21 protein-coding genes and 1 riboswitch are annotated in these 18,480 nt (G+C 72.7%); of the genes, 11 read left to right on the forward strand and 10 right to left on the reverse strand.

Annotation, left to right across the window (positions count from 1 at the left end; translation table 11 throughout):
- Positions 1 to 3: 3 nt before the first annotated feature.
- The gene (locus ACIQJT_RS17250; RefSeq protein WP_402644234.1) at positions 4 to 789 is read right to left on the reverse strand and encodes a hypothetical protein; all 786 of its coding nucleotides are present in this window, start codon (positions 787 to 789) and stop codon (positions 4 to 6) included.
- A 69-nt stretch (positions 790 to 858) separates the two neighbouring features.
- Positions 859 to 1,206: a metalloregulator ArsR/SmtB family transcription factor gene (locus tag ACIQJT_RS17255; RefSeq protein WP_365453295.1), complete on the reverse strand. Its 348-nt coding sequence runs from the start codon at positions 1,204 to 1,206 to the stop codon at positions 859 to 861.
- Positions 1,207 to 1,287: 81 nt separating this feature from the next.
- A riboswitch (cobalamin riboswitch) is annotated at positions 1,288 to 1,493 on the forward strand.
- A 28-nt stretch (positions 1,494 to 1,521) separates the two neighbouring features.
- On the opposite strand from ACIQJT_RS17255, the gene ACIQJT_RS17260 reads away from it, so the two are divergent.
- Entirely contained in the window at positions 1,522 to 2,613 is a 1,092-nt protein-coding gene (locus tag ACIQJT_RS17260; RefSeq protein WP_365453298.1) for a HoxN/HupN/NixA family nickel/cobalt transporter, read from the forward strand.
- 16 nt (positions 2,614 to 2,629) lie between these two features.
- Here the strand turns inward: ACIQJT_RS17260 and ACIQJT_RS17265 are convergent, their stop codons facing one another.
- The 3 genes from ACIQJT_RS17265 to ACIQJT_RS17275 all read right to left on the reverse strand — a co-directional run bounded on the left by ACIQJT_RS17265 (position 2,630) and on the right by ACIQJT_RS17275 (position 5,802).
- Complete coding sequence (locus tag ACIQJT_RS17265) at positions 2,630 to 3,592, reverse strand: nucleoside hydrolase (RefSeq protein WP_365453301.1); 963 nt, start codon at positions 3,590 to 3,592, stop codon at positions 2,630 to 2,632.
- Between the two features lie 38 nt (positions 3,593 to 3,630).
- Positions 3,631 to 4,788, reverse strand: a complete 1,158-nt coding sequence (thrS, locus tag ACIQJT_RS17270; protein WP_402644775.1) for a threonine--tRNA ligase — start codon at positions 4,786 to 4,788, stop codon at positions 3,631 to 3,633.
- A gap of 321 nt (positions 4,789 to 5,109) precedes the next feature.
- Entirely contained in the window at positions 5,110 to 5,802 is a 693-nt protein-coding gene (locus tag ACIQJT_RS17275; protein WP_365453307.1) for a GntR family transcriptional regulator, read from the reverse strand.
- 132 nt (positions 5,803 to 5,934) lie between these two features.
- Between ACIQJT_RS17275 and ACIQJT_RS17280 the strand changes: the two genes are divergently transcribed.
- Together ACIQJT_RS17280 and ACIQJT_RS17285 are read left to right on the forward strand one after the other, a co-directional pair.
- Positions 5,935 to 6,468, forward strand: a complete 534-nt coding sequence (locus tag ACIQJT_RS17280) for a YbhB/YbcL family Raf kinase inhibitor-like protein (RefSeq protein WP_402644239.1) — start codon at positions 5,935 to 5,937, stop codon at positions 6,466 to 6,468.
- 8 nt (positions 6,469 to 6,476) lie between these two features.
- The gene (locus ACIQJT_RS17285; protein ID WP_402644242.1) at positions 6,477 to 7,169 is read left to right on the forward strand and encodes a metal-dependent transcriptional regulator; all 693 of its coding nucleotides are present in this window, start codon (positions 6,477 to 6,479) and stop codon (positions 7,167 to 7,169) included.
- A 68-nt stretch (positions 7,170 to 7,237) separates the two neighbouring features.
- On the opposite strand, the gene ACIQJT_RS17290 is transcribed toward ACIQJT_RS17285, so the two are convergent.
- The gene (locus tag ACIQJT_RS17290; RefSeq protein WP_365453803.1) at positions 7,238 to 8,137 is read right to left on the reverse strand and encodes a DMT family transporter; all 900 of its coding nucleotides are present in this window, start codon (positions 8,135 to 8,137) and stop codon (positions 7,238 to 7,240) included.
- Between the two features lie 114 nt (positions 8,138 to 8,251).
- Between ACIQJT_RS17290 and ACIQJT_RS17295 the strand changes: the two genes are divergently transcribed.
- From ACIQJT_RS17295 to ACIQJT_RS17315, 5 genes are all read left to right on the forward strand, one after another.
- Complete coding sequence (locus ACIQJT_RS17295) at positions 8,252 to 8,794, forward strand: TetR/AcrR family transcriptional regulator (protein ID WP_402644779.1); 543 nt, start codon at positions 8,252 to 8,254, stop codon at positions 8,792 to 8,794.
- A 93-nt stretch (positions 8,795 to 8,887) separates the two neighbouring features.
- Positions 8,888 to 9,472: an ECF RNA polymerase sigma factor SigK gene (gene sigK / locus ACIQJT_RS17300; RefSeq protein ID WP_402644244.1), complete on the forward strand. Its 585-nt coding sequence runs from the start codon at positions 8,888 to 8,890 to the stop codon at positions 9,470 to 9,472.
- Positions 9,469 to 10,221, forward strand: a complete 753-nt coding sequence (locus ACIQJT_RS17305; protein ID WP_402644247.1) for an anti-sigma factor domain-containing protein — start codon at positions 9,469 to 9,471, stop codon at positions 10,219 to 10,221. Before sigK ends, ACIQJT_RS17305 begins: the two co-directional genes overlap by 4 nt.
- Before the next feature lie 71 nt (positions 10,222 to 10,292).
- A complete protein-coding gene (locus ACIQJT_RS17310; protein WP_402644250.1) occupies positions 10,293 to 11,885 on the forward strand; it encodes a sulfite oxidase in 1,593 nt (530 codons plus the stop codon).
- A gap of 65 nt (positions 11,886 to 11,950) precedes the next feature.
- The gene (locus tag ACIQJT_RS17315; RefSeq protein ID WP_402644252.1) at positions 11,951 to 12,610 is read left to right on the forward strand and encodes a fasciclin domain-containing protein; all 660 of its coding nucleotides are present in this window, start codon (positions 11,951 to 11,953) and stop codon (positions 12,608 to 12,610) included.
- 5 nt (positions 12,611 to 12,615) lie between these two features.
- On the opposite strand, the gene ACIQJT_RS17320 is transcribed toward ACIQJT_RS17315, so the two are convergent.
- Positions 12,616 to 12,837, reverse strand: a complete 222-nt coding sequence (locus ACIQJT_RS17320; RefSeq protein ID WP_365453327.1) for a hypothetical protein — start codon at positions 12,835 to 12,837, stop codon at positions 12,616 to 12,618.
- A 44-nt stretch (positions 12,838 to 12,881) separates the two neighbouring features.
- Positions 12,882 to 13,115: a hypothetical protein gene (locus tag ACIQJT_RS17325; RefSeq protein WP_402644255.1), complete on the reverse strand. Its 234-nt coding sequence runs from the start codon at positions 13,113 to 13,115 to the stop codon at positions 12,882 to 12,884.
- A 108-nt stretch (positions 13,116 to 13,223) separates the two neighbouring features.
- Here ACIQJT_RS17325 and ACIQJT_RS17330 point away from each other — a divergent pair, with 108 nt between their 5' ends.
- On the forward strand, positions 13,224 to 13,799 hold the full coding sequence (locus ACIQJT_RS17330; protein ID WP_402644257.1) for a dihydrofolate reductase family protein: 576 nt from the start codon (positions 13,224 to 13,226) through the stop codon (positions 13,797 to 13,799).
- 68 nt (positions 13,800 to 13,867) lie between these two features.
- On the opposite strand, the gene ACIQJT_RS17335 is transcribed toward ACIQJT_RS17330, so the two are convergent.
- Positions 13,868 to 14,809: an LAETG motif-containing sortase-dependent surface protein gene (locus ACIQJT_RS17335; protein ID WP_365453336.1), complete on the reverse strand. Its 942-nt coding sequence runs from the start codon at positions 14,807 to 14,809 to the stop codon at positions 13,868 to 13,870.
- A 279-nt stretch (positions 14,810 to 15,088) separates the two neighbouring features.
- Here ACIQJT_RS17335 and ACIQJT_RS17340 point away from each other — a divergent pair, with 279 nt between their 5' ends.
- The gene (locus tag ACIQJT_RS17340) at positions 15,089 to 16,762 is read left to right on the forward strand and encodes a glycoside hydrolase family 13 protein (protein ID WP_365453339.1); all 1,674 of its coding nucleotides are present in this window, start codon (positions 15,089 to 15,091) and stop codon (positions 16,760 to 16,762) included.
- A 2-nt stretch (positions 16,763 to 16,764) separates the two neighbouring features.
- Here the strand turns inward: ACIQJT_RS17340 and ACIQJT_RS17345 are convergent, their stop codons facing one another.
- Entirely contained in the window at positions 16,765 to 17,511 is a 747-nt protein-coding gene (locus ACIQJT_RS17345) for a DUF4142 domain-containing protein (RefSeq protein ID WP_365453342.1), read from the reverse strand.
- Positions 17,512 to 17,777: 266 nt separating this feature from the next.
- Between ACIQJT_RS17345 and ACIQJT_RS17350 the strand changes: the two genes are divergently transcribed.
- Positions 17,778 to 18,458, forward strand: coding sequence for a DUF6445 family protein (locus tag ACIQJT_RS17350; protein WP_402644262.1), 681 nt, complete (start codon positions 17,778 to 17,780; stop codon positions 18,456 to 18,458).
- Positions 18,459 to 18,480 lie beyond the last annotated feature (22 nt).

An 18,480-nucleotide genomic window follows, 5' to 3' on the forward strand; every position in this document is an offset into this window, starting at 1 on the left:
CGCTCACACCTGCACCCGCCCCTGTCTGCGCACCTCCGCCAGCCGTTCGGCGCCCAGTCGGACGGCCGCCTGCGTGGCGTCCGTCTGCACCTCGCCGAAGCCGCCGTTGGTCACACTGATCGCGTCCTGCCCCACGCGGAGCGCGGCGACGTCCAGGGTGAGCGTCGTCGGCTCGCCGTCCGGCGACTCCCCGGTCAGCAGCACCCGCAGGCCCTGCCGGGCGTCCCCCGCCGCGGGCAGGGACAGCTCGGCGACCTGCACCCCGAGGACCGCTCCCGTGGTCGTGGTGGCCGCGAACTGCGAGCACGTGCGCGGGAGGCTCCTGAGCCAGGCCAGGGTCCTGTCGATCTCCGCCGGCGGGCGTGCGAGCACCTGGTAGCGCATCTGGGCCGCGTTCCACTCGTCGTCCATCCCGACGACCGCGCGGGGCCCGGCGTCGGCGCCGAACAACTCGTCCGCGTACAGGGCGTCCAGCAGCCGCTGGCATCCGCGCCGGTCGGCCTTCGACTTCAGCACCTCGTCGTGCCAGGTGGCCACCCCCTGGGTCGGTGTCCAGGGCTCGCCGAGGTCCGCGTCGGTGACGAGCGCGGCCTGTGCCATCGCCTCGGTGAGGGCCGAGGACGGGCCGGCGGACGCCTTCGGCGACGGCGGCGGCGCGCTGCTGGGCGGTGTGATCGAGGGCCGCGGGGCGGTCGGCGGCGTGGAGAGCGCGGAACAGGCGGTGGCGGCCAGGAGCCCGGAGAGGGCGGCGGCGAAGGCGGCGGCGCGGGCGGCGCGGGGCGGGGTCATGCTTCAGGTGATCACCGGGTGCCGGGACGTCACCAGCCGTCCGGTCCGTACGGGTTACGGGGGGTGTCCTCAGGACACCCGCTGCAACAGCCCCCGCACCGCCTCGTCCACCACCCGGTACCGCACGACCCGTCCCTCCTTCTCGCCCGCCACCACCCCGGCCGCCCGCAGCAGCCGCAGCGCCTGGGACACGGCCGGGTCGTTCATGCCGGTCGCGATCGCGAGGTCGGAGACGGCCAGCGGGCCGGTGCGGTGCAGGGCGAGCAGCAGGGACAGCCGGTTGGGGTCGGCGAGCAGGGCGAAGCGGTCGGACCAGGTGCGGACGTGTCCCGGGTCGCCGATCGCGGCGATGGCGTCGCACACCCGGTGTCCGTCGATGGTGCGGCGGTCGGCTCGGTCGGCCGGGACGAGGTGCATGGCGCACATCCTCGCAGGCGGCCCTGTGTGATCTTCCATACCTGCGCAGGCGTGCAGCTATGCAGGAACCCCCGAGCCCGCCTACGGTGGGCGGGCCGTGGTGCTCGGGAAGCCGGTGACGACCCCTCAAAGGTCCATGCCGGTGCGGCCCTCGCCACTGTGATCGGGGAGTCTCCCTCCCACGTCCCTCGCGGGACAGCCACTGGCCGTCACCATCGGCCGGGAAGGCGGGCAGGGAGACGCACGACCCGTAAGCCAGGAGACCGGCCACGGCAGCTGACGCGTTCATCCACGAGGTGCTGGAGTGACCACCGTATGACCGACCCTGCCCTGCCCGAGGTCTCCGGCCAGTTCCGCTGGCGGCGCGAGGACACCGTCAGGACGGCCGGCCTGATGGCCGCGATAGCCGGGCTGCACGTCCTCGCCTTCGGCATCCTGTTCCTGCTCGTGGTGCCGGGGCACTACGAGGTCGGCGACAGGGCCTTCGGCATCGGTCTCGGCATCACCGCCTACACCCTCGGCATGCGGCACGCCTTCGACGCGGACCACATCGCCGCGATCGACAACACCACCCGCAAGCTGATGGCCGACGGCAAGCGGCCGGTGTCGGTGGGGTTCTGGTTCGCGCTCGGGCACTCCAGCGTCGTCGTGGTGCTCGCCGGGCTCATCGCGGGCGGCACCCAGCTCGCCGGCAAGGTCATGAACGAGGGGTCCGGCACCCACCAGGTCCTCGGCTTTCTCGGTACGACGATCTCCGGCACGTTCCTCTACCTCATCGCCGCCCTCAACCTGGTCGCCCTGATGGGCATCCTGAGGGTCTTCCGGGCGATGCGGGCGGGGTCGTACGACGAGCAGGAGCTGGAGCAGCACCTGGACTCCAGGGGCTTCATGAACCGGATCCTCGGCCGGCTCACCAGGTCCATCACCCGGCCGGGGCAGATGTTTCCGCTGGGCTTCCTCTTCGGGCTCGGCTTCGACACCGCCACCGAGGTCACGCTGATGGTGATGGCCGGGTCGGGCGCGGCGGCCGGACTGCCCTGGTACGCGATCCTCTGCCTCCCCCTCCTGTTCGCCGCCGGGATGAGCCTGTTCGACACCCTCGACGGGACGTTCATGAACTTCGCCTACCAGTGGGCCTTCTCGAACCCCGTCCGCAAGGTCTTCTACAACCTCGCCATCACCGGCCTGTCCATCGCGGTCGCCTTCTTCATCGGCACGATCGAGCTCGTCGGCGTCCTGCACGACAAGCTCGATCTCACCGACGCCCTCACCACCTGGATCGCCGACATCGACCTCGACAACGTCGGCTACGTCATCGTCGGCCTGTTCGTGGTGGTGTGGGCGGCGGCGATCGCCTACTGGCGGCTCGCGAAGGTGGAGCAGCGCTGGGGTGTCAGCGGCTCCTGAGGCGCCGGACCGGCCGCTAGACCCCCTCCACCGCCGTCAGCCACAGCTTCACGTACCGCTCCACGTCGACGGCCAACCCCACGTCGACGAGGGTGACTTCGCGCTCGCCCTCGTGGATCTCGGACTCGCCGGGACGCGGGCGGCGGTCGACGACGGTCTGGCCGCGGGTCGGTCCCGGGGCCAGGCTCACCTCCACCGGCAGCAGTTCGGTGGTCAGGCCCTCCGGGTCGACGACCGCGCACACCGCGCCCGCGTCGCCGAGGCCGCCCGTGGGCGTGGGGTCGCCGGAGGTGGCGGGGTCGCGGTGGGCGAGGAGTTCGCCGGCCATGCGCAGGGACGGCTCCGCGCTCGCGCGCAGCCGCTGGACGTCGGCGGCCGGCACCAGGACCTGCTGGAAGACGTCCAGGCCGTACATCGTGATCGGCACTCCGGCGGTGAGCAGGACCGCGGCCGCCTCGGGGTCGTGCCAGACGTTGAACTCCGCGACCGGCGTGGCGTTCCCGGTCGCCACCGCGCCGCCCATGAACACGATCCGCTCGATGTTGCGCACCACCTCGGGGTGCGTGCGCAGGAGCAGCGCGATGTTGGTGAGCGGGGCGGTCGGCACGAGCGTGACGGGGGTGGGCGAGGCGAGGATCTCCCGCCGGAGCAGCGTCACCGCGTCCACGTCCACCGGGACCCGGGTCGGCGCGGGCAGGCCGAGGTCGCCCATGCCGTCGAGCCCGTGCACGTGCTGCGCGGTGCGCACGGGTTCGAGCAGCGGCCGCGCGGCTCCCCGGGCGACCGGGACGTCCCCGGCACCGGCCTGCTCCAGCACGGTCAGCGTGTTGCGGACGACGCCGTCGACGTCGGTGTTCCCGGCGACACAGGTGACCGCCCGCAGGTCGATGCCGGGATGCCGGACGGCGAACAGCAGGGCCAGGGCGTCGTCGACGCCGGTGTCGCAGTCGATGATCACCGGGATGGGCTGACCGGTCACGGCGGGGTTCCTTTCGTCACTGGCGTACGGGACCGACCTTACGCAGCCGCCCAGAGTTCGGTCCCGCGGTCCCGGTCGCGGGCGCGGACCCGGTCCAGCAGGGCGTCGACCGGCACGGTTCCCGGCCTGCGCCCGTCCCGCAGCCGGACGGCCGCACAGCCGGCGCCGGCCTCCCGCTCACCGATCACCGCCTGGTACGGCACGAGGCGGGCGGCGCGGACGCGGGCGCCCAGGGTGCCGTGGCCGGGGCCGGAGAGTTCGGCCCGGATGCCGAGCGCGAGGGCCTGCCGTACGAGGTCGCCGGCCCGTTCCTCCTGTGCCTCGCCCACCGGCAGGACCATGAGCTGCACGGGGGCGAGCCACACCGGGAAGGCACCGGCGTGCGCCTCGACGAGATGCGCGACCGCGCGTTCCACGCTGCCGATGACGCTGCGGTGGACCATGACCGGACGGTGCTTGGCGCCATCGGGTCCGATGTAGTGGAGGCCGAAGCGTTCGGGCTGGTGGAAGTCGATCTGGACGGTGGAGAGGGTGGACTCGCGGCCGGCGGTGTCGGTGATCTGCACGTCGATCTTGGGACCGTAGAAGGCGGCCTCGCCCTCGGCGGACTCGTACGGGACGCCGTCCAGGGCCTCTTCGAGGAGGGCGGTGGCGCGCCGCCAGAGCGCGGGGTCCGCGACGTACTTGCCGGAGCCGCCGGGCAGGGACAGGCGGTACCGGGTCGCCCGGATGCCGAGGTCGTCGTGCGCGCGCCGGACGAGGCCGAGGGCGGCGCGGGCCTCCGCCACGGCCTGCTCGGGGGTGCAGAAGATGTGGGCGTCGTTGAGCTGGATGGCGCGGACCCGGGTGAGGCCGCCGAGGACACCCGACAGCTCGGAGCGGTACATGCCGCCCAACTCGGCCAGCCGCAGCGGAAGTTCGCGGTAACTGCGGGAACTCGACCGGTAGATGAGGGCGTGGTGCGGGCAGAGGCTGGGCCGCAGCACCACCTCCTCGCCGCCCAGCCGCATCGGCGGGAACATGTCGTCGCCGTAGTGCGACCAGTGCCCGGAGATCTCGTACAGCTCCCGCTTGCCGAGCACGGGCGAGTACACGTGCCGGTACCCGGCGGCCCGCTCGGTCTCCCTGACGTACTCCTCCAGGACATGCCGCACGACGGCCCCGTCGGGCAGCCAGTACGGCAGCCCCGCGCCCATCAGCGGATCGGTGTCGAACAGGCCGAGCTCCCGGCCGAGCCGGCGGTGGTCGTGGTCGTTCACGGGGGTCTCCCTCGCGGCGGTGGGGCGAGGAACCGGCGGGAACGACGAAGCCCCGGGGCACTCGCCCCGGGGCTTGACTGCGCAACGGTCAGCGCGCCGGGACCTGCTCCGGCGTCGTCGTGCTCGACGGGCTGACGTGGGCGCGCTGCATGGGGCGAGGGTAGGGGGAGGGGCGGAGGCGGGGCGAGGGGTTTTTCGGCGGTGGGGGAGGCGCGGGCAGGGCCGGCCGGCGGGTGGGGAGCGCCGCCCCCTGACGCGTCACGGGTGCGGGAGGCCGTCGTCGCTCAGGACGTCCGCGGTCTGCGTGAGGTGCTGGACCAGCAGCTCGGCCGCGGTGTCGGCGTCACGGGCCAGGGCCGCCTCCTCCAGCCGGCGATGTTCCAGGGCCCCGTCCCGGCCGGGGTTGCGGTGCGTCGACCAGCGGCGGGCCAGCTCGCTCGCGGTCCACATCCGGTCGAAGGTGTCCAGCAGGACGGGGTTGTCGCAGCCCTCCAGCAGGGTGCGGTGGAAGACCCGGTGGGCCTCGGCCCACGCGCCGGTGTAGTACTCGCCCGTCTCCGGCGCGTACGGCGGGGTGCGGGCCAGCCGGTGGTGGGCGGCACGTACCCGGGCCTCCCAGTCGACGTCGCCGCGCTCGACGGACATGCGCAGCATGACCGGTTCGACGGTCCGCCGGGCCTCCGCGATCTGCTGCCAGCGGCGGTCGGAGAAGGCGGGGACGGCGAAGCCTCGGTTGGGCAGCCGGTCCGCGAGGCCCTCTCCGACCACGCGTACGAGCGCCTCGCGCACGACGGCCAGACTCACGCCCTGCGCCTTGGCGAGGTCCTGCGGTTTGAGGGCCTCCCCGGGGGCGTGGTCGCCGCGCAGGATCGCGTCCCGGAGGTGGGCGTAGACCTGCTCGGAGAGCATCTGCTTGCCGGAGGTGGCCGGGGCGGGAGCCGTACCAGTCATGCCCTCAGCATAGACGATCCCAGAGATAATCGATTATCTGTGTTATCGTCGATTTACCGAGGTGCCGGGCTTCTGCCCGCCGCACTCCGCCGCGGCCGTTTCGCCGCACGCAGCCTTGAGAGGAACGACCCGATGAGCGCCAACGACCCCTTCGCCCGCCTCCCCGAGGCGGCGCCCTTCACCGTCACCAGCACCGACGTCACCGACGGGGGCGCCTGGCAGCCCGAGCAGCTGGGTTCCGGTCTGCCGGGAGGCAAGGACGTCTCCCCGCAGCTGTCCTGGAGCGGAGCCCCCGAAGGCACCAGGAGCTACGCCGTCACCGTCTACGACCCCGACGCCCCCACCGGGTCCGGGTTCTGGCACTGGGCGGTCGCCGACATCCCCGCCACCGTCACCGAACTGCCCCCCGGCGCCGGCGACGACACCGGCTCGGGCCTGCCCGAAGGCGCCTTCCAACTGCCCAACGACGCCCGCCTGGCGCGCTACATCGGCGCCGCCCCGCCCGCCGGACACGGCCCGCACCGCTACTTCGTGGTGGTGCACGCTCTCGACGTCGCCTCCATCGGCGTCCCGGCGGACGCCACCCCGGCCGTCCTCGGCTTCACCATGGCCGGGCACACCCTCGGTCGCGCGGTGCTGGTCGCCACCGCCGAGACGCCCGCCTGACCACCGGTATGTCCCGGCTCATCGACACCACCGAGACGTATCTGCGCACCATCCTGGAGCTCGAGGAGGAGGGCGTGGTCCCGCTGCGCGTCCGCATCGCCGAGCGCCTGGAGCGGAGCGGACCCACGGTCAGCCAGACCGTCGCCCGCATGGAACGCGACGGACTGGTGCGCGTCGCCGGCGACCGGCGCGTCGAGCTGACCGGTGAGGGGCGCCGACGGGCCGTGCGGGTCATGCGCAAGCACCGGCTCGCCGAGTGCCTGCTGCTCGACCTGCTCGGCATGGACTGGGAAGACGGCCACGCCGAAGCCCGCCGCTGGGAACACGTGATGAGCGAGGCCGTCGAACGCCGTGTCCTGCACCTGTTGCGGCACCCCACGCACTCGCCCTACGGCAACCCGATCCCGGGCCTGGCGGAGCTCGGCGGGCGGAGCACCGCGGGGTCGCTCCCCGAGGGCGGCACGGTCAGCCTCAGCGACCTGCGGACCGGGCCGGGCGGTGTGCGGACCGTGGTACGCCGCATCGCGGAGCCGGTGCAGACCGACTCCTGGGTGATGTGCGCGTTGCGGTATGCCGGGGTGCGGCCCGGCGCGGTCGTGAGCGTGACGTCGTCGCCCGGCGGGGTGACGGTCGGCGACGGCCGGGCGACCGCCGACCTTCCGGCGCCGACCGCGGCACACGTCTTCGTGGCCAGGCCCTGAGCGCGGCAGGGCGCGGACGGTGACGGCGCTGCGGGGGCTCCCCGGGTGCCCGTGATCCTCGGGACCTATCAGCGGGACCCGGCGGTCTCCGTCTCCTCTCGCCGGGGGCTCGCCCCCCGCACCACCGCCACCGCCGTCAGGGCCACCGCCAGGCCCAGCGCGGTCTGCGCCGTGAACGGCTCGTCGAACATGAGCGCGCCCCAGACGGCCGTGACGGGTGCCATGAGGAACATGAGGGTGTTGACCTCGGTGACTCCGGAGCGCTCGAGGACGAGCCAGTACAGGCCGTAGCCGCCGAAGGTGGAGAGGGTCACGAGCCAGACCGTCGCGAGCCAGAAGGACCCGTCGGCGGGCGGGGTCGCGGTGCCGGTGGCGAGGGCGGCGGCCGTGAAGACGACGGCGCTGGTGGCGCAGTGGACGGTCATCGACACGGCCGGGGCCACCGGGGTCCGGGAGCGCCGGTCGAGGAAGGTGGCCGCGACCAGCGAGAGCATCCCGGCGAACGGGACGAGGTAGGTCCACCACGCCACCCCCGTCGTCGAGGCCGCGTCGGCCGTGGTGACCAGGGCGACTCCGCACAGGCCCAGGCACAGACCCAGCCACTGCCGGGCCGACACGTACTGGCGCAGCAGTGGACCGGCGAGCGCGCCCGCGACCAGCGGCTGGGTGCCGTCGATCAGAGCCGTCGTACCGCTGGAGACGCCGAGCTGGACGGCGTGGTAGACGGTGAGCAGGTAGCCGCTCTGCGAGAGCAGTCCGATCAGGGCCTGCCGGCCGAGGTCGCGGGGTGCCAGCGTGCGCCAGGGAGCCCGGCCCCGATGGACGGCGTACGCGATCAGGACGGCCGCGAGCGGCAGGAACCGCCACATCAGCAGCGTCGTCGCGCCGGCGTCCTGGGTGCCCAGCTTCGCGCCGACGAACCCGGAGCTCCAGCAGACGACGAAGGCGGCGGAGAGCAGGACGTTCATGGAGGTCACCACCCGTGACTAAACAGATCGGTATACGTCCTTGCCGTGACCACTATACAGATCGGTATAGTCGGGAGGGTGGCAGACGGAACGGACCAGGTACGGCGGATCACCATGACCCCGGGCGCCCGGCGGGCCCTCGCGGCGGCGTCCCGGCTCTTCTACGAACGCGGCATCCACGCGGTCGGCGTGGACCTGATCGCCGCCGAGGCCGGGGTGACGAAGAAGACGCTCTACGACCGGTTCGGCTCCAAGGAGCAGATCGTCGTGGAGTACCTCGCCGACCGGGACGAGCGCTGGCGGGCGTATCTCCTGGAGCGGCTGGCGGCGGCGGGGCCCGGCGCCGCCGACCGGGTCCGCGCGGTCTTCGAGGCCTCCCGGGAGTGGATGGACGCCAACAGCCCCAAGGGGTGCGGCATGGTCAACGCGCACGCCGAGATCAGCGACCCCGCCCACCCGGCGTACGCCGTCATCACCGGCCAGAAGCAGTGGATGCTCCGGCTCTTCACCGACCTGGCTCCCGACCGGGCCGGCGCGCTCATGCTGCTGCACGAGGGCGCCATGGTCGCCCACGGTCTGCACGTCCTCCCCGACCCCCTCGGGCACGCCCGCGACCTGGCGGCGGAACTGCTGGGCGCACCGGACTCGGACTCCTGACGACGGCTCCCCGCGCCCCGCACGGCGCATCCAATCCGCGGTCCACGCAGAAACGGATTACACCCGGACATGTCCCGACCGCGGAGGCCCTCGGTGAGAGAAGCAGTGCATATCGGAAGAAATCCATCGGTGGAACCTGATCTCCAGGAACTGGTGGGCCGGGTGGCACTGGGCGACGAGGAAGCGTTCGCCCGGGTCTACGACACCGTGGTGGGCTCGGTGCTCGGCGTGGTGCGCGCCGTACTGCGTGACCGGGCCCAGTCGGAGGAGGTCGTGCAGGAAGTGCTCGTGGAGGTGTGGCGGACCGCCCCCCGCTACCGGCCCGACCTCGGGACGGCCATCAACTGGATCCTCACCCTGGCGCACCGCCGGGCGGTGGACCGCATCCGCTCGGCGGACGCCGCGGCCGCCCGCGACCACAAGGCCGCGCTGCTGGACCGGCTGCCCGAGTACGACGAGGTGGCCGAGCACGTCGAGGCCCGCCTGGAGCGGGAACAGGTACGGCGCTGTCTGCGCACCCTGACCGAGATCCAGCACCAGGCCGTGACCCTCGCCTACTACCGGGGACTGACCTACCGTCAGGTGGCGGAGGCGCTGGCGCTCCCGCTCGGCACCGTGAAGACCCGGCTGCGCGACGGACTCATCCGGCTGCGCGACTGCCTGGGGGTGACCGCATGACCGCCGTCGACCTCCACCGGATGACGGGCGCCTACGCCCTGCACGCTCTGTCCGAGGAGGAGAACGCCGCGTTCGAGCGGCACCTCCCGGGCTGCGAGCCGTGCGCCCAGGAGACCGCCGAACTGCGCGCCACCGCCGCCCGGTTGGGGCTGGCGGCCACCACGGCACCCCCCGTGGACCTGCGCGCACAGGTGCTGCGCCGGATCACCACCGTCCGGCAGGTGCCGCCCGGCCCGCCGGCCGAGGCGCTCTCCGTGCGGGCCGGGCGGCGCACCCGGGCACTGTCCCGGTGGGCGCTGGCGGCCTGTCTCGCCGCGGCCACGGCACTGGGCGGCACGACCGTGTGGCAGTACCAGCGGGCGGAGGACGCCCGCGACCGGGCCGGACAGGCGGTACGGACGGCGGACGAGATCGCCGCGGTGCTGTCCGCGCCGGACGCCCGGACCCGGGCCGCGGAACTCGCGGACGGCGGCACCGGCACCGTCGTCGTCTCGCGCGGTCTGGACCGTGCCGTCTTCGCCGTCTCGGGGATGGCCCGGCCCCCCGGCGGCAAGGTCTACCAGCTCTGGTTCGACGAGGACGGCACCATGCGGTCGGCCGGTCTGATGGACCCCGGCCGCAGCGACCAGACGGTCCTCATGCGGGGCGTGGTCGACGGGGCGTCAGGCATGGGTATCACCGTCGAACCCGTGGGCGGCTCGGAGCACCCCACCTCCGCCCCGGTCGCCCTGATGGGCTTCCCGGGCTGACGAGTTCAGGAAATTTCAGCAGATCGTGGGGAACGACCAATCCGCCCTCCCAGCGGGTCCGGATTCCCCACGTGACCGAGAACGAGAAGGAACCGAGGGGCCACAGCAGCCCGTTGAGGCTGCTGCCCGGCGCGCTCAGCGGCGTGCTGGCGGGCTGCGCCGCGCTCGCGGTCGCCGAGGCGGTGGCGGGGGGCGTGCGCCCGCAGTCCGGTCCCGTGGTCGCGGTGGGCGGGGCGGCCATCGACCGTACGCCTGCCGCGGTGAAGGACTGGGCGGTCCGTCAGTTCGGCACCGACGACAAGCTGGTCCTCCGGCTCGGGATTCTCGCGGTGCTGGCGCTTCTCGCCCTGGCCCTGGGAATCACCGCGCTGCGGTTCCGGCGCACCGGCGCGGTGGGCGTGCTGCTGTTCGGTGCCGTCGGCGCGGTCGCGGCGACGAGCCGCCCCGACTCGACGGGGGTCGCGGACGCCCTCCCCTCGGCGGCCGGCGCCGTGGCCGGTGCGGTGACCCTGTACGTCCTCGCGGGCCGCCTCGCACTCCACGACCGTGCCCCCGCCCCTGCGGGCGCGCGGGACTGGGACCGCCGTGGGTTCGTGCTCGCGGCGGGTGCCACCGCCGTGGCCTCGGCCGGGGCGGGTCTGCTCGGCCGGGCCCTGAGCGGTGCCGGGAACCGGGGCGCGGTCGCCTCCCGTCGGGCCGTGGTGCTTCCCCGGCCGGCGTCCCCGGCCCCGCCCGTACCCAGGGGCGCCGCGCTGCGGGTCCCCGGGGTCAGCCCGTTCGTCACCCCCGAGGGCTCCTTCTACCGCGTCGACACCGCCCTCGTCGTGCCGAAGGTGGACGCGACCTCCTGGCGGCTGCGCCTGCACGGCAAGGGCGTCACCAGGCCGCTCACCCTCTCCTACGACGATCTGCTCCGCCGTGACCAGGTCGAGCGCGACATCACCCTCACCTGCGTCTCCAACGAGGTCGGCGGCCCCTACGTCGGCAACGCCCGCTGGACCGGCGTACGGCTGGCCGACCTGCTCGCCGAGTGCGGGGTCGAACCGCCTTCCCGGGGCGGCCCGGCCGACCAGTTGGTCGCGCGCTCGGTGGACGGCATGACGATCGGCACCCCGGTCGAGGACGTCATGGACGGCCGCGACGCGCTGCTCGCCCTCGGCATGAACGGCGAACCCCTGCCCTTCGCCCACGGTTTCCCGGTCCGCATGGTGGTGCCCGGCCTGTACGGCTTCGTCTCCGCCTGCAAGTGGATCGAGGACATCGAGCTCACCACCTTCGACTCCTACGACCCCTACTGGGTCAAGCGCGGCTGGGCCCGCAGGGCGCCGGTCAGGACCCAGTCGCGGATCGACACACCCAAGCCGTTCGCCCGGCCGAGGACCGGCATGGTCATGGTCGCCGGGGTCGCGTGGGCCCAGCACCGCGGCATCGGCAAGGTCGAGGTGCGGGTCGACGACGGCCCCTGGCAGCAGGCCCGGCTGGCGGCCGAGGACTCGCGCGACACCTGGCGCCAGTGGTCCTTCCCGTGGCGGGCGACCAAGGGCGGCCACACCCTCACCGTGCGCGCCACCGACCGCACCGGCGCGGTGCAGACGGACAGACGCGCCCGCACGATCCCCGACGGCGCCACCGGATGGCACTCCGTCGTGGTCACCGTCGGGTGACCTCCCCGAACCACCCTCCGCAAGCCATCACCACTCAGTTCGATCCCCTCAACAGGAGACTCATCATGAACACCCGTATCCGCCGTACCGCCGTCACCCTCGCCGCCGCGGCCGTCCTGCCGCTCGCCCTGAGCGCCTGCTCCGACAGCGGCGACGACTCGGCCAAGTCGGACTCCTCCTCGAAGGCCGCGGCGTCGGCGTCCCCGTCGGACGACAGCATGGCGGGCGCCGGCAGCACCGTCTCCGCCGACCAGCCCTTCGGCTCCGCCTGTTCCGCGGTGCCCGCGAGCGGCGCCGGCTCCTTCGACGGCATGGCCCAGGACCCGGTCGCCACGGCCGCTTCCAACAACCCCGCCCTGTCCACGCTGGTGACGGCGGTCAAGAAGGCCGGACTGGTCGACACCCTCAACAACGCCCAGAACATCACCGTGTTCGCGCCGACCAACGACGCCTTCGCGAAGATCCCGAAGGCCACGCTGGACAAGGTCCTCAACGACAAGGCCCAGCTCACGAAGATCCTGACCTACCACGTGGTCGGCCAGAAGCTCACGCCGCAGGACCTGGAGAACGGCTCCTTCGACACCCTGGAGAAGTCGAAGCTCACCACCTCCGGCTCGGGCGAGTCGTACACCGTCAACGACTCCGCCAAGGTCGTCTGCGGCAACGTGAAGACCGCCAACGCCACCGTGTACATCATCGACAGCGTGCTGATGCCCACCGGCTGACGGCGTCAGCCGCCCTCCGGGCCCCACTGCTCGGGGCCGCCGCCGCGCCAGTCGATCCAGGACGACTGCGCCACCTCCGCCGGGTCGATCTCCAGCCCGGCCCGGCGGAGGAACTCGGCGACGTCGGTCAGGTTGTGGGCCAGGCCGAGGATCTCGCCGTCGACGCGGACCCGTCGGCCGCCGGTCGGGGACGGAGGGTGCACGATCACGCGGATCGGTCCGGACATGTCCTCAGGATCGTCCGCGGCGTACGGTCCCGCATGTCGGTCCGTCATCGGGTGGGCCGTTCGCCGCTGTCGTCGGGGAGCGGGCGCAGGTCACGCAGTTCCCGCCACTCGGCCGGCCGTGGGCGCCCACGCTGCCAGTAGGGGTGGAAGAACACCTGCGCCGACAGCCGGTACAGGCGCCGGCGCAGGTCCGTACGGCCGGGGCGGTCGGCGAGCTGCCGGTAGGCGGCACTCCACTCGCGCTGGGCCCGGGCGAGGTCGTCGGGGAACGATCGCATGCCTGGATTCAATCATGTGTTCGATTTATGGGGCCATGGCGATGAGTTCCGGAGACGGGCCGGGTCAACCCTGACGACCCGCAGCCACCCGGAGGACCGGAGACCGACATGACCGCCACCTACACCTTCGACGTCTTCACCAGCCTCGACGGCTACGGCGCCGCCGGCGGCGACTGCACCGGCTACTGGGGCAAGCAGGGGCCGGAGTTCCTCGCCCACCGCCTCGCCCAGTACGGCGGGGAGCAGCGGATGGTCCTCGGGGCCGCCACCTACCGGCTGTTCGCGCGGATGCTGGCGGAGAGCAGCGCGGGGGACGACGTGCGGGACCCCTGGGTCACCCGGATGACGAACCTGCCGGCGACGGTGGTGTCGACGACGCTGGAGGGCCCCCTCGACGGGCTGGACGCCACCGTCGTGCACGGGGACGCCGTCGAGGTCGTCGCCCGGCTCAAGCAGGAGTCGGACGTGCCCTTGCGCTCGCACGGCAGCCTGGCGATGAACCGGGCGCTGATGGCCGCCGGCCTGGTCGACCGCGTGCAGGTGACGGTCTTCCCCGTGATCACCGGCCGGACCGGGCTGGACCCGGTCTTCGCGGGCGGGGCGGACTTCGACCTGGAGCTGCTGGAGAGCCGCACGCTCGACGGCCGGATCCAGGAGCTCGTCTACCGGCCCACCCTGCACTGACGACCGGCACGGGAACGGCGAAAGGGCCGCCCGCACCGCGAACGGTGGGACGGCCCTGTCGGAGGGGATCAGGCGCGCGAGGCCTTGCGGCGACGCGTGGCGAGCACGATGCCCGCGCCACCCGCGAGCAGCACCGCGGCACCGCCCGCGATCAGCGGGGTGTTGCTGCTGGCGCCGGTCTCGGCGAGGTTGTCACCGCCGCCGCCGTTCGGCGTGGGGGCGGCCGGAGCCGTGGTGGACTCCGAGGCGGACGGGGTCGGAGTGCCCGTGCCCGGGGTCTCGGAGGCCGGGGGCGTGCTCTCGGACGCCGGCGGAGTGGACTCGGAGGCCGGCGGCGTCGACTCCGAGGCCGGCGGGGTGCTCTCGGCCGGCGGGGTCGCCGGGGGCGTGGTCTGCGTGCTCGTGCAGTCCTTCGTGCCGCCGTTCCAGGCCGCGATCAGCTTGTCCTTGATGACCGGGTGGTCCGGGCCCTTGGGCAGGTCGCCGTGCGGAAGGCCGTCCTTGGCGTCGAGCTTGCCGTCGAACTTGGTGTTGCCCCGGTAGAGGTCGATCTGCGCGTAGCAGCCGAGGTCCGGGATCGAGATGTCGAGGGAGTCGACGGCACCGGCCTTGACGGTCACGGTGTCGAAGTCGTGGAAGACCTGCTCGCCGGAGGTGGCGAACGTCGGGCCGTGCGCGAGGTAGGACGCCAGGGAGGCGGTGCAGGTGGAAGCGTCGCCCGCCGCACGGACCTTGACGTGGACCTTGCCGTCGTCGGTCGGCTTCAGGTTCTGGTCGTCGACCTTGACCGAGGCGAAGAAGTTCTTGCCGTCGAGGGAGAACTCGCAGCGGTCGGTCTCGGTCTTCGAGCCGGCGCCCGTACCCGGCTTGTAGCTTCCGCCGTCCTGCCAGCCCTTGCCGCCGGGGCAGTCGGAGGCGGAGGCGACGGAGGCGAGGGCGGCGGAGAAGGCGAGCGTCGCGGCGCCCGTCCCCAACAGGCGCCGCATGGTGACACGTCTCGCTATGGACATACGTATCCCGTCAGGATGAGAGTGAGTGGTTACAGCAAGCATCAGAAACACTGGGCCCATTGGTCACATGGGCCACGGTGTTCGCACATCGTGGATCTCCTTGCGGAATGCTGTCAACCTGCGGTGATACGGGGGCGGTTCGACGCCCATCACAATTTCGCCACACTGGGAAGGATTCACTCCGCACATCCCAGGTTCACTTTTCCGGTGACGTGGACAGATATCCCCTTTGTCGCCTTCCACGGAAGTGCATCGCACCCGCCTCGCAGAGGAGCCCGCGTGACCGCCCGCACCCCCACGCCCGACCCCTCGCCCGACCTCTCCAGCAACGACCCGAACTGGTGGCGGCAGGCCGTCGTCTACCAGGTCTATCCCCGCAGTTTCGCCGACGCCGACGGCGACGGCCTCGGTGACCTCCGGGGCGTCACCCAGCGCCTCACGCACCTGGCCGGCCTCGGCGCCGACGCCCTGTGGTTGAGCCCCTTCTACCCCTCCGAACTCGCCGACGGCGGCTACGACGTCGCCGACTACCGGGACGTCGACCCCCGCCTGGGCACCCTCGACGACTTCGACGCCATGGTCGCCGAGGCCCACCGGCTCGGCCTGAAGGTGATCGTCGACCTCGTCCCCAACCACACCTCCCACCGGCACGCCTGGTTCCAGGAGGCCCTCGCCGCCGGACCCGGTTCCGCCGCCCGTGCGCGGTACGTCTTCCGCGACGGCCGGGGCGCGCACGGCGAACTGCCGCCCACCGACTGGCAGTCCGTGTTCGGCGGCAGTGCCTGGCAGCGGGTCGCCGACGGGCAGTGGTACCTGCATCTGTTCGCCCCCGAACAGCCCGACCTCGACTGGTCGCACGAGGAGGTCCGCGAGGACTTCCGCACCACCCTGCGCTTCTGGTCCGACCGCGGGGTCGACGGTTTCCGCGTGGACGTGGCGCACGCGCTGGCCAAGGACCTCACCGAGCCGCTGCGCGACCTCGGCGAGCTGCCGGGCGTCGCGGAGGAGGCCCTGCACCGCCTGCCGCCGGGCGCCCACCCCTACTGGGACCGCGACGAGGTCCACGAGATCTACCGCGACTGGCGCACGATCCTCGACTCCTACTCCCCGCCCCGCATGGCCGTCGCCGAGGCCTGGGTGCCCGGCGCCCGCCGCGCCCTGTACGCCCGCGCGGACGAACTGGGCCAGGCGTTCAACTTCGAGTACCTCCAGACCGCCTGGGACGCCGGTGCGCTGCGCCGGGTCATCACCGACTCCCTGGACACCGCCCGCGCGGCCCACGCCTCGGCCACCTGGGTGCTCTCCAACCATGACGTCGTACGGCACGCCTCCCGCCTGGTGCTCCCGCCGGGCACCGACGAGAACGCCTGGCTGCTGTCCGGCGGCCGGGCGCCCGGGATCGACCTCTCCCGCGGCCTGCGGCGGGCTCGCGCGGCCACGCTGCTCATGCTCGCGCTGCCGGGGTCGTCGTACGTCTACCAGGGCGAGGAGCTCGGGCTGCCCGAGGTCGCCGACCTGCCCTTCGAGGTGCTCCAGGACCCGATCTGGGAGCAGACGGGACGGGTCCGCAAGGGGCGCGACGGATGCCGGGTGCCGCTGCCGTGGACGCGGAGCGGTCCTTCGTACGGCTTCGGCGCGGGCGGGTCCTGGCTGCCGCAGCCGCAGTGGTTCGCCGAGTACGCCGTCGAGGCCCAGGACGGTGTGGAGGGCTCCACGCTGGAGCTGTACCGCACCGCCCTGCGCCTGCGCCGCAAGCTCCTCCAGGGGGAGGAGCTCACCTGGACGGACCCGGGGCCGGACGGCGTACTGGACTTCGTCCGCCACGAGGGCTGGCGGTGTGTCGCCAACCTGTCGGACGCCGCTGTCCCGCTGCCGCCCGGAGAAGTGCTCATGACCAGCGGCCCGCTGGAGGACGGGCTGTTGGGACCGGACACGACGGCCTGGCTGGGCTAGGGCTATCCGACGGTCGGCGTCGGGGTCGCGCCCGTGGCCGGGGTGGCGCCGTTCGCGTTCTCGCCCGGGACCGCGAGCGGCGTCGACGTCGGGTTCGCCGGCGGGGTGAGCACGACCATCGGCGCGCCCGGCTGCGGGGCCGGTGGGGTCAGGTCGCTGTCGGGCAGCTTCGGCGGTGTGGTCTGCATGAAGAGGGCCTGGTCGAAGTTGACGAAGCCGGTCTTCTCCATGACCGTCATGTGGTCGAGCACCGTGTCGTTGGCCATGTCGGCCAGCGACCGCACCAGCGAGTTCTTCGTGGTGGAGCGGACCTTCGAGATCGTGTTGAAGATCGAGCCGTGCGTGACTCGCAGGATGTTGGCGAAGTTCGTGTCGAACTGCTGGCCGTTGCTCGACTCGATCTGGTTCACGAAGCCGACCTGCTGCGGGCTCGCCACGTTCGGGATGGTGATGTTGAGCATCGGCGCGATCTTGCGGCACGCGGCGTCCAGGGCCGCGTGCCCGTCGATGAGGTGCCGTCCGGCCTCCTTCACCTCCGGGGTCGTCCCCTTCTGCAGGGCGACCTGCCCCAGCGGGTACTCCCACAGGCCGGCCGCCCGCACCTTGACGACGAAGTCCCGGTCCAGTTCGGTCAGCGGGCCCCACTGCGTCTGCGCGATGACTCTGTCCTGTGCGCTGGAGACGGTGCTCACGCCGAGCATCGACGGATACGCGAGAGCACCGAGGGTCAATGTCAGGGCTCCGCCCACAAACAGCGTTCCCAGTGCATTGCGCGAGAGTGGCACCGTGCCTCCTGCCCGGTCGGGGTCCCCGCCGGGAGGCGGGTCGGACGCACAGGAGTACGCACCGGGGGGCGCGGATGTTCATCGCCTCCCCACAGGATGACCGGGCTCACACCACACCCCGTCAGTGCGGGGCCGTACGGCGGCGGTTGACCGTTCGTTGACCGGTTCACGGGGAAGTCCGGGGGAAATCGCGGGAGAGACCTGACGGGCCCCCGGCCTAGATTCGCCGCATGTCCATGCCACAGCGGTCGCAGCGGCCCCTGCCCGTCCTCCCGTACCGCAAGCCCACCAGGGGCCGCGACTACTGGGTGATCGACGACGTGCTCCCGGACGCCGACGCCGTACGGGAACGCTGTCTCGCGAAGGACGACTGGGTGCGGGGACACCCGTACACCTCGGAGACCTGGCCCGGGCTGCGGGCCATGCCCGGGCTCGAACCCGCCGAACTCGCCGTCGTCGAGCGGCTGGTGCGGAAGGCGACGGGGGCCGGGAGGCTGTGGGTGCAGCGGGCGCCCGGCGGGGGCACCCTCAACCACAACTGCGTCCAGGTCGTCGGGGAGGGCGAGAGCGAGCCCAGGCCGCACACCGACTCCCGGGCGCTGTGCCGGTACGCGGCCGTGCTGTACCTCAACCCCGGCGTCCCCAAGGACTGCGGCACCAGCTTCCACCGGCAGTCGCTGCCCGGCGGACGGCTCGGCGGCAACGTCGTGCAGGCCCCGCACGACAACCTCGTCGAGGCCCTCGGCACCCGGTTCGTCGCGCCCGACGCCTTCGAGGAGGACGTACGGGTGCCGCACAGGTACAACCGGCTGCTCCTCTACAACGCCAACCTCGTGCACAGCGCGACCGGTTACTGCGGCGGGACCCTGGAGGAGAAGCGGATGACGGCCGTCTTCTTCTGGATGGCGTGACCCCCGCCGCGGGCCGCCGGCG

This window comes from Streptomyces sp. NPDC091972, assembly GCF_044756385.1.
Lineage (GTDB): Bacteria > Actinomycetota > Actinomycetes > Streptomycetales > Streptomycetaceae > Streptomyces.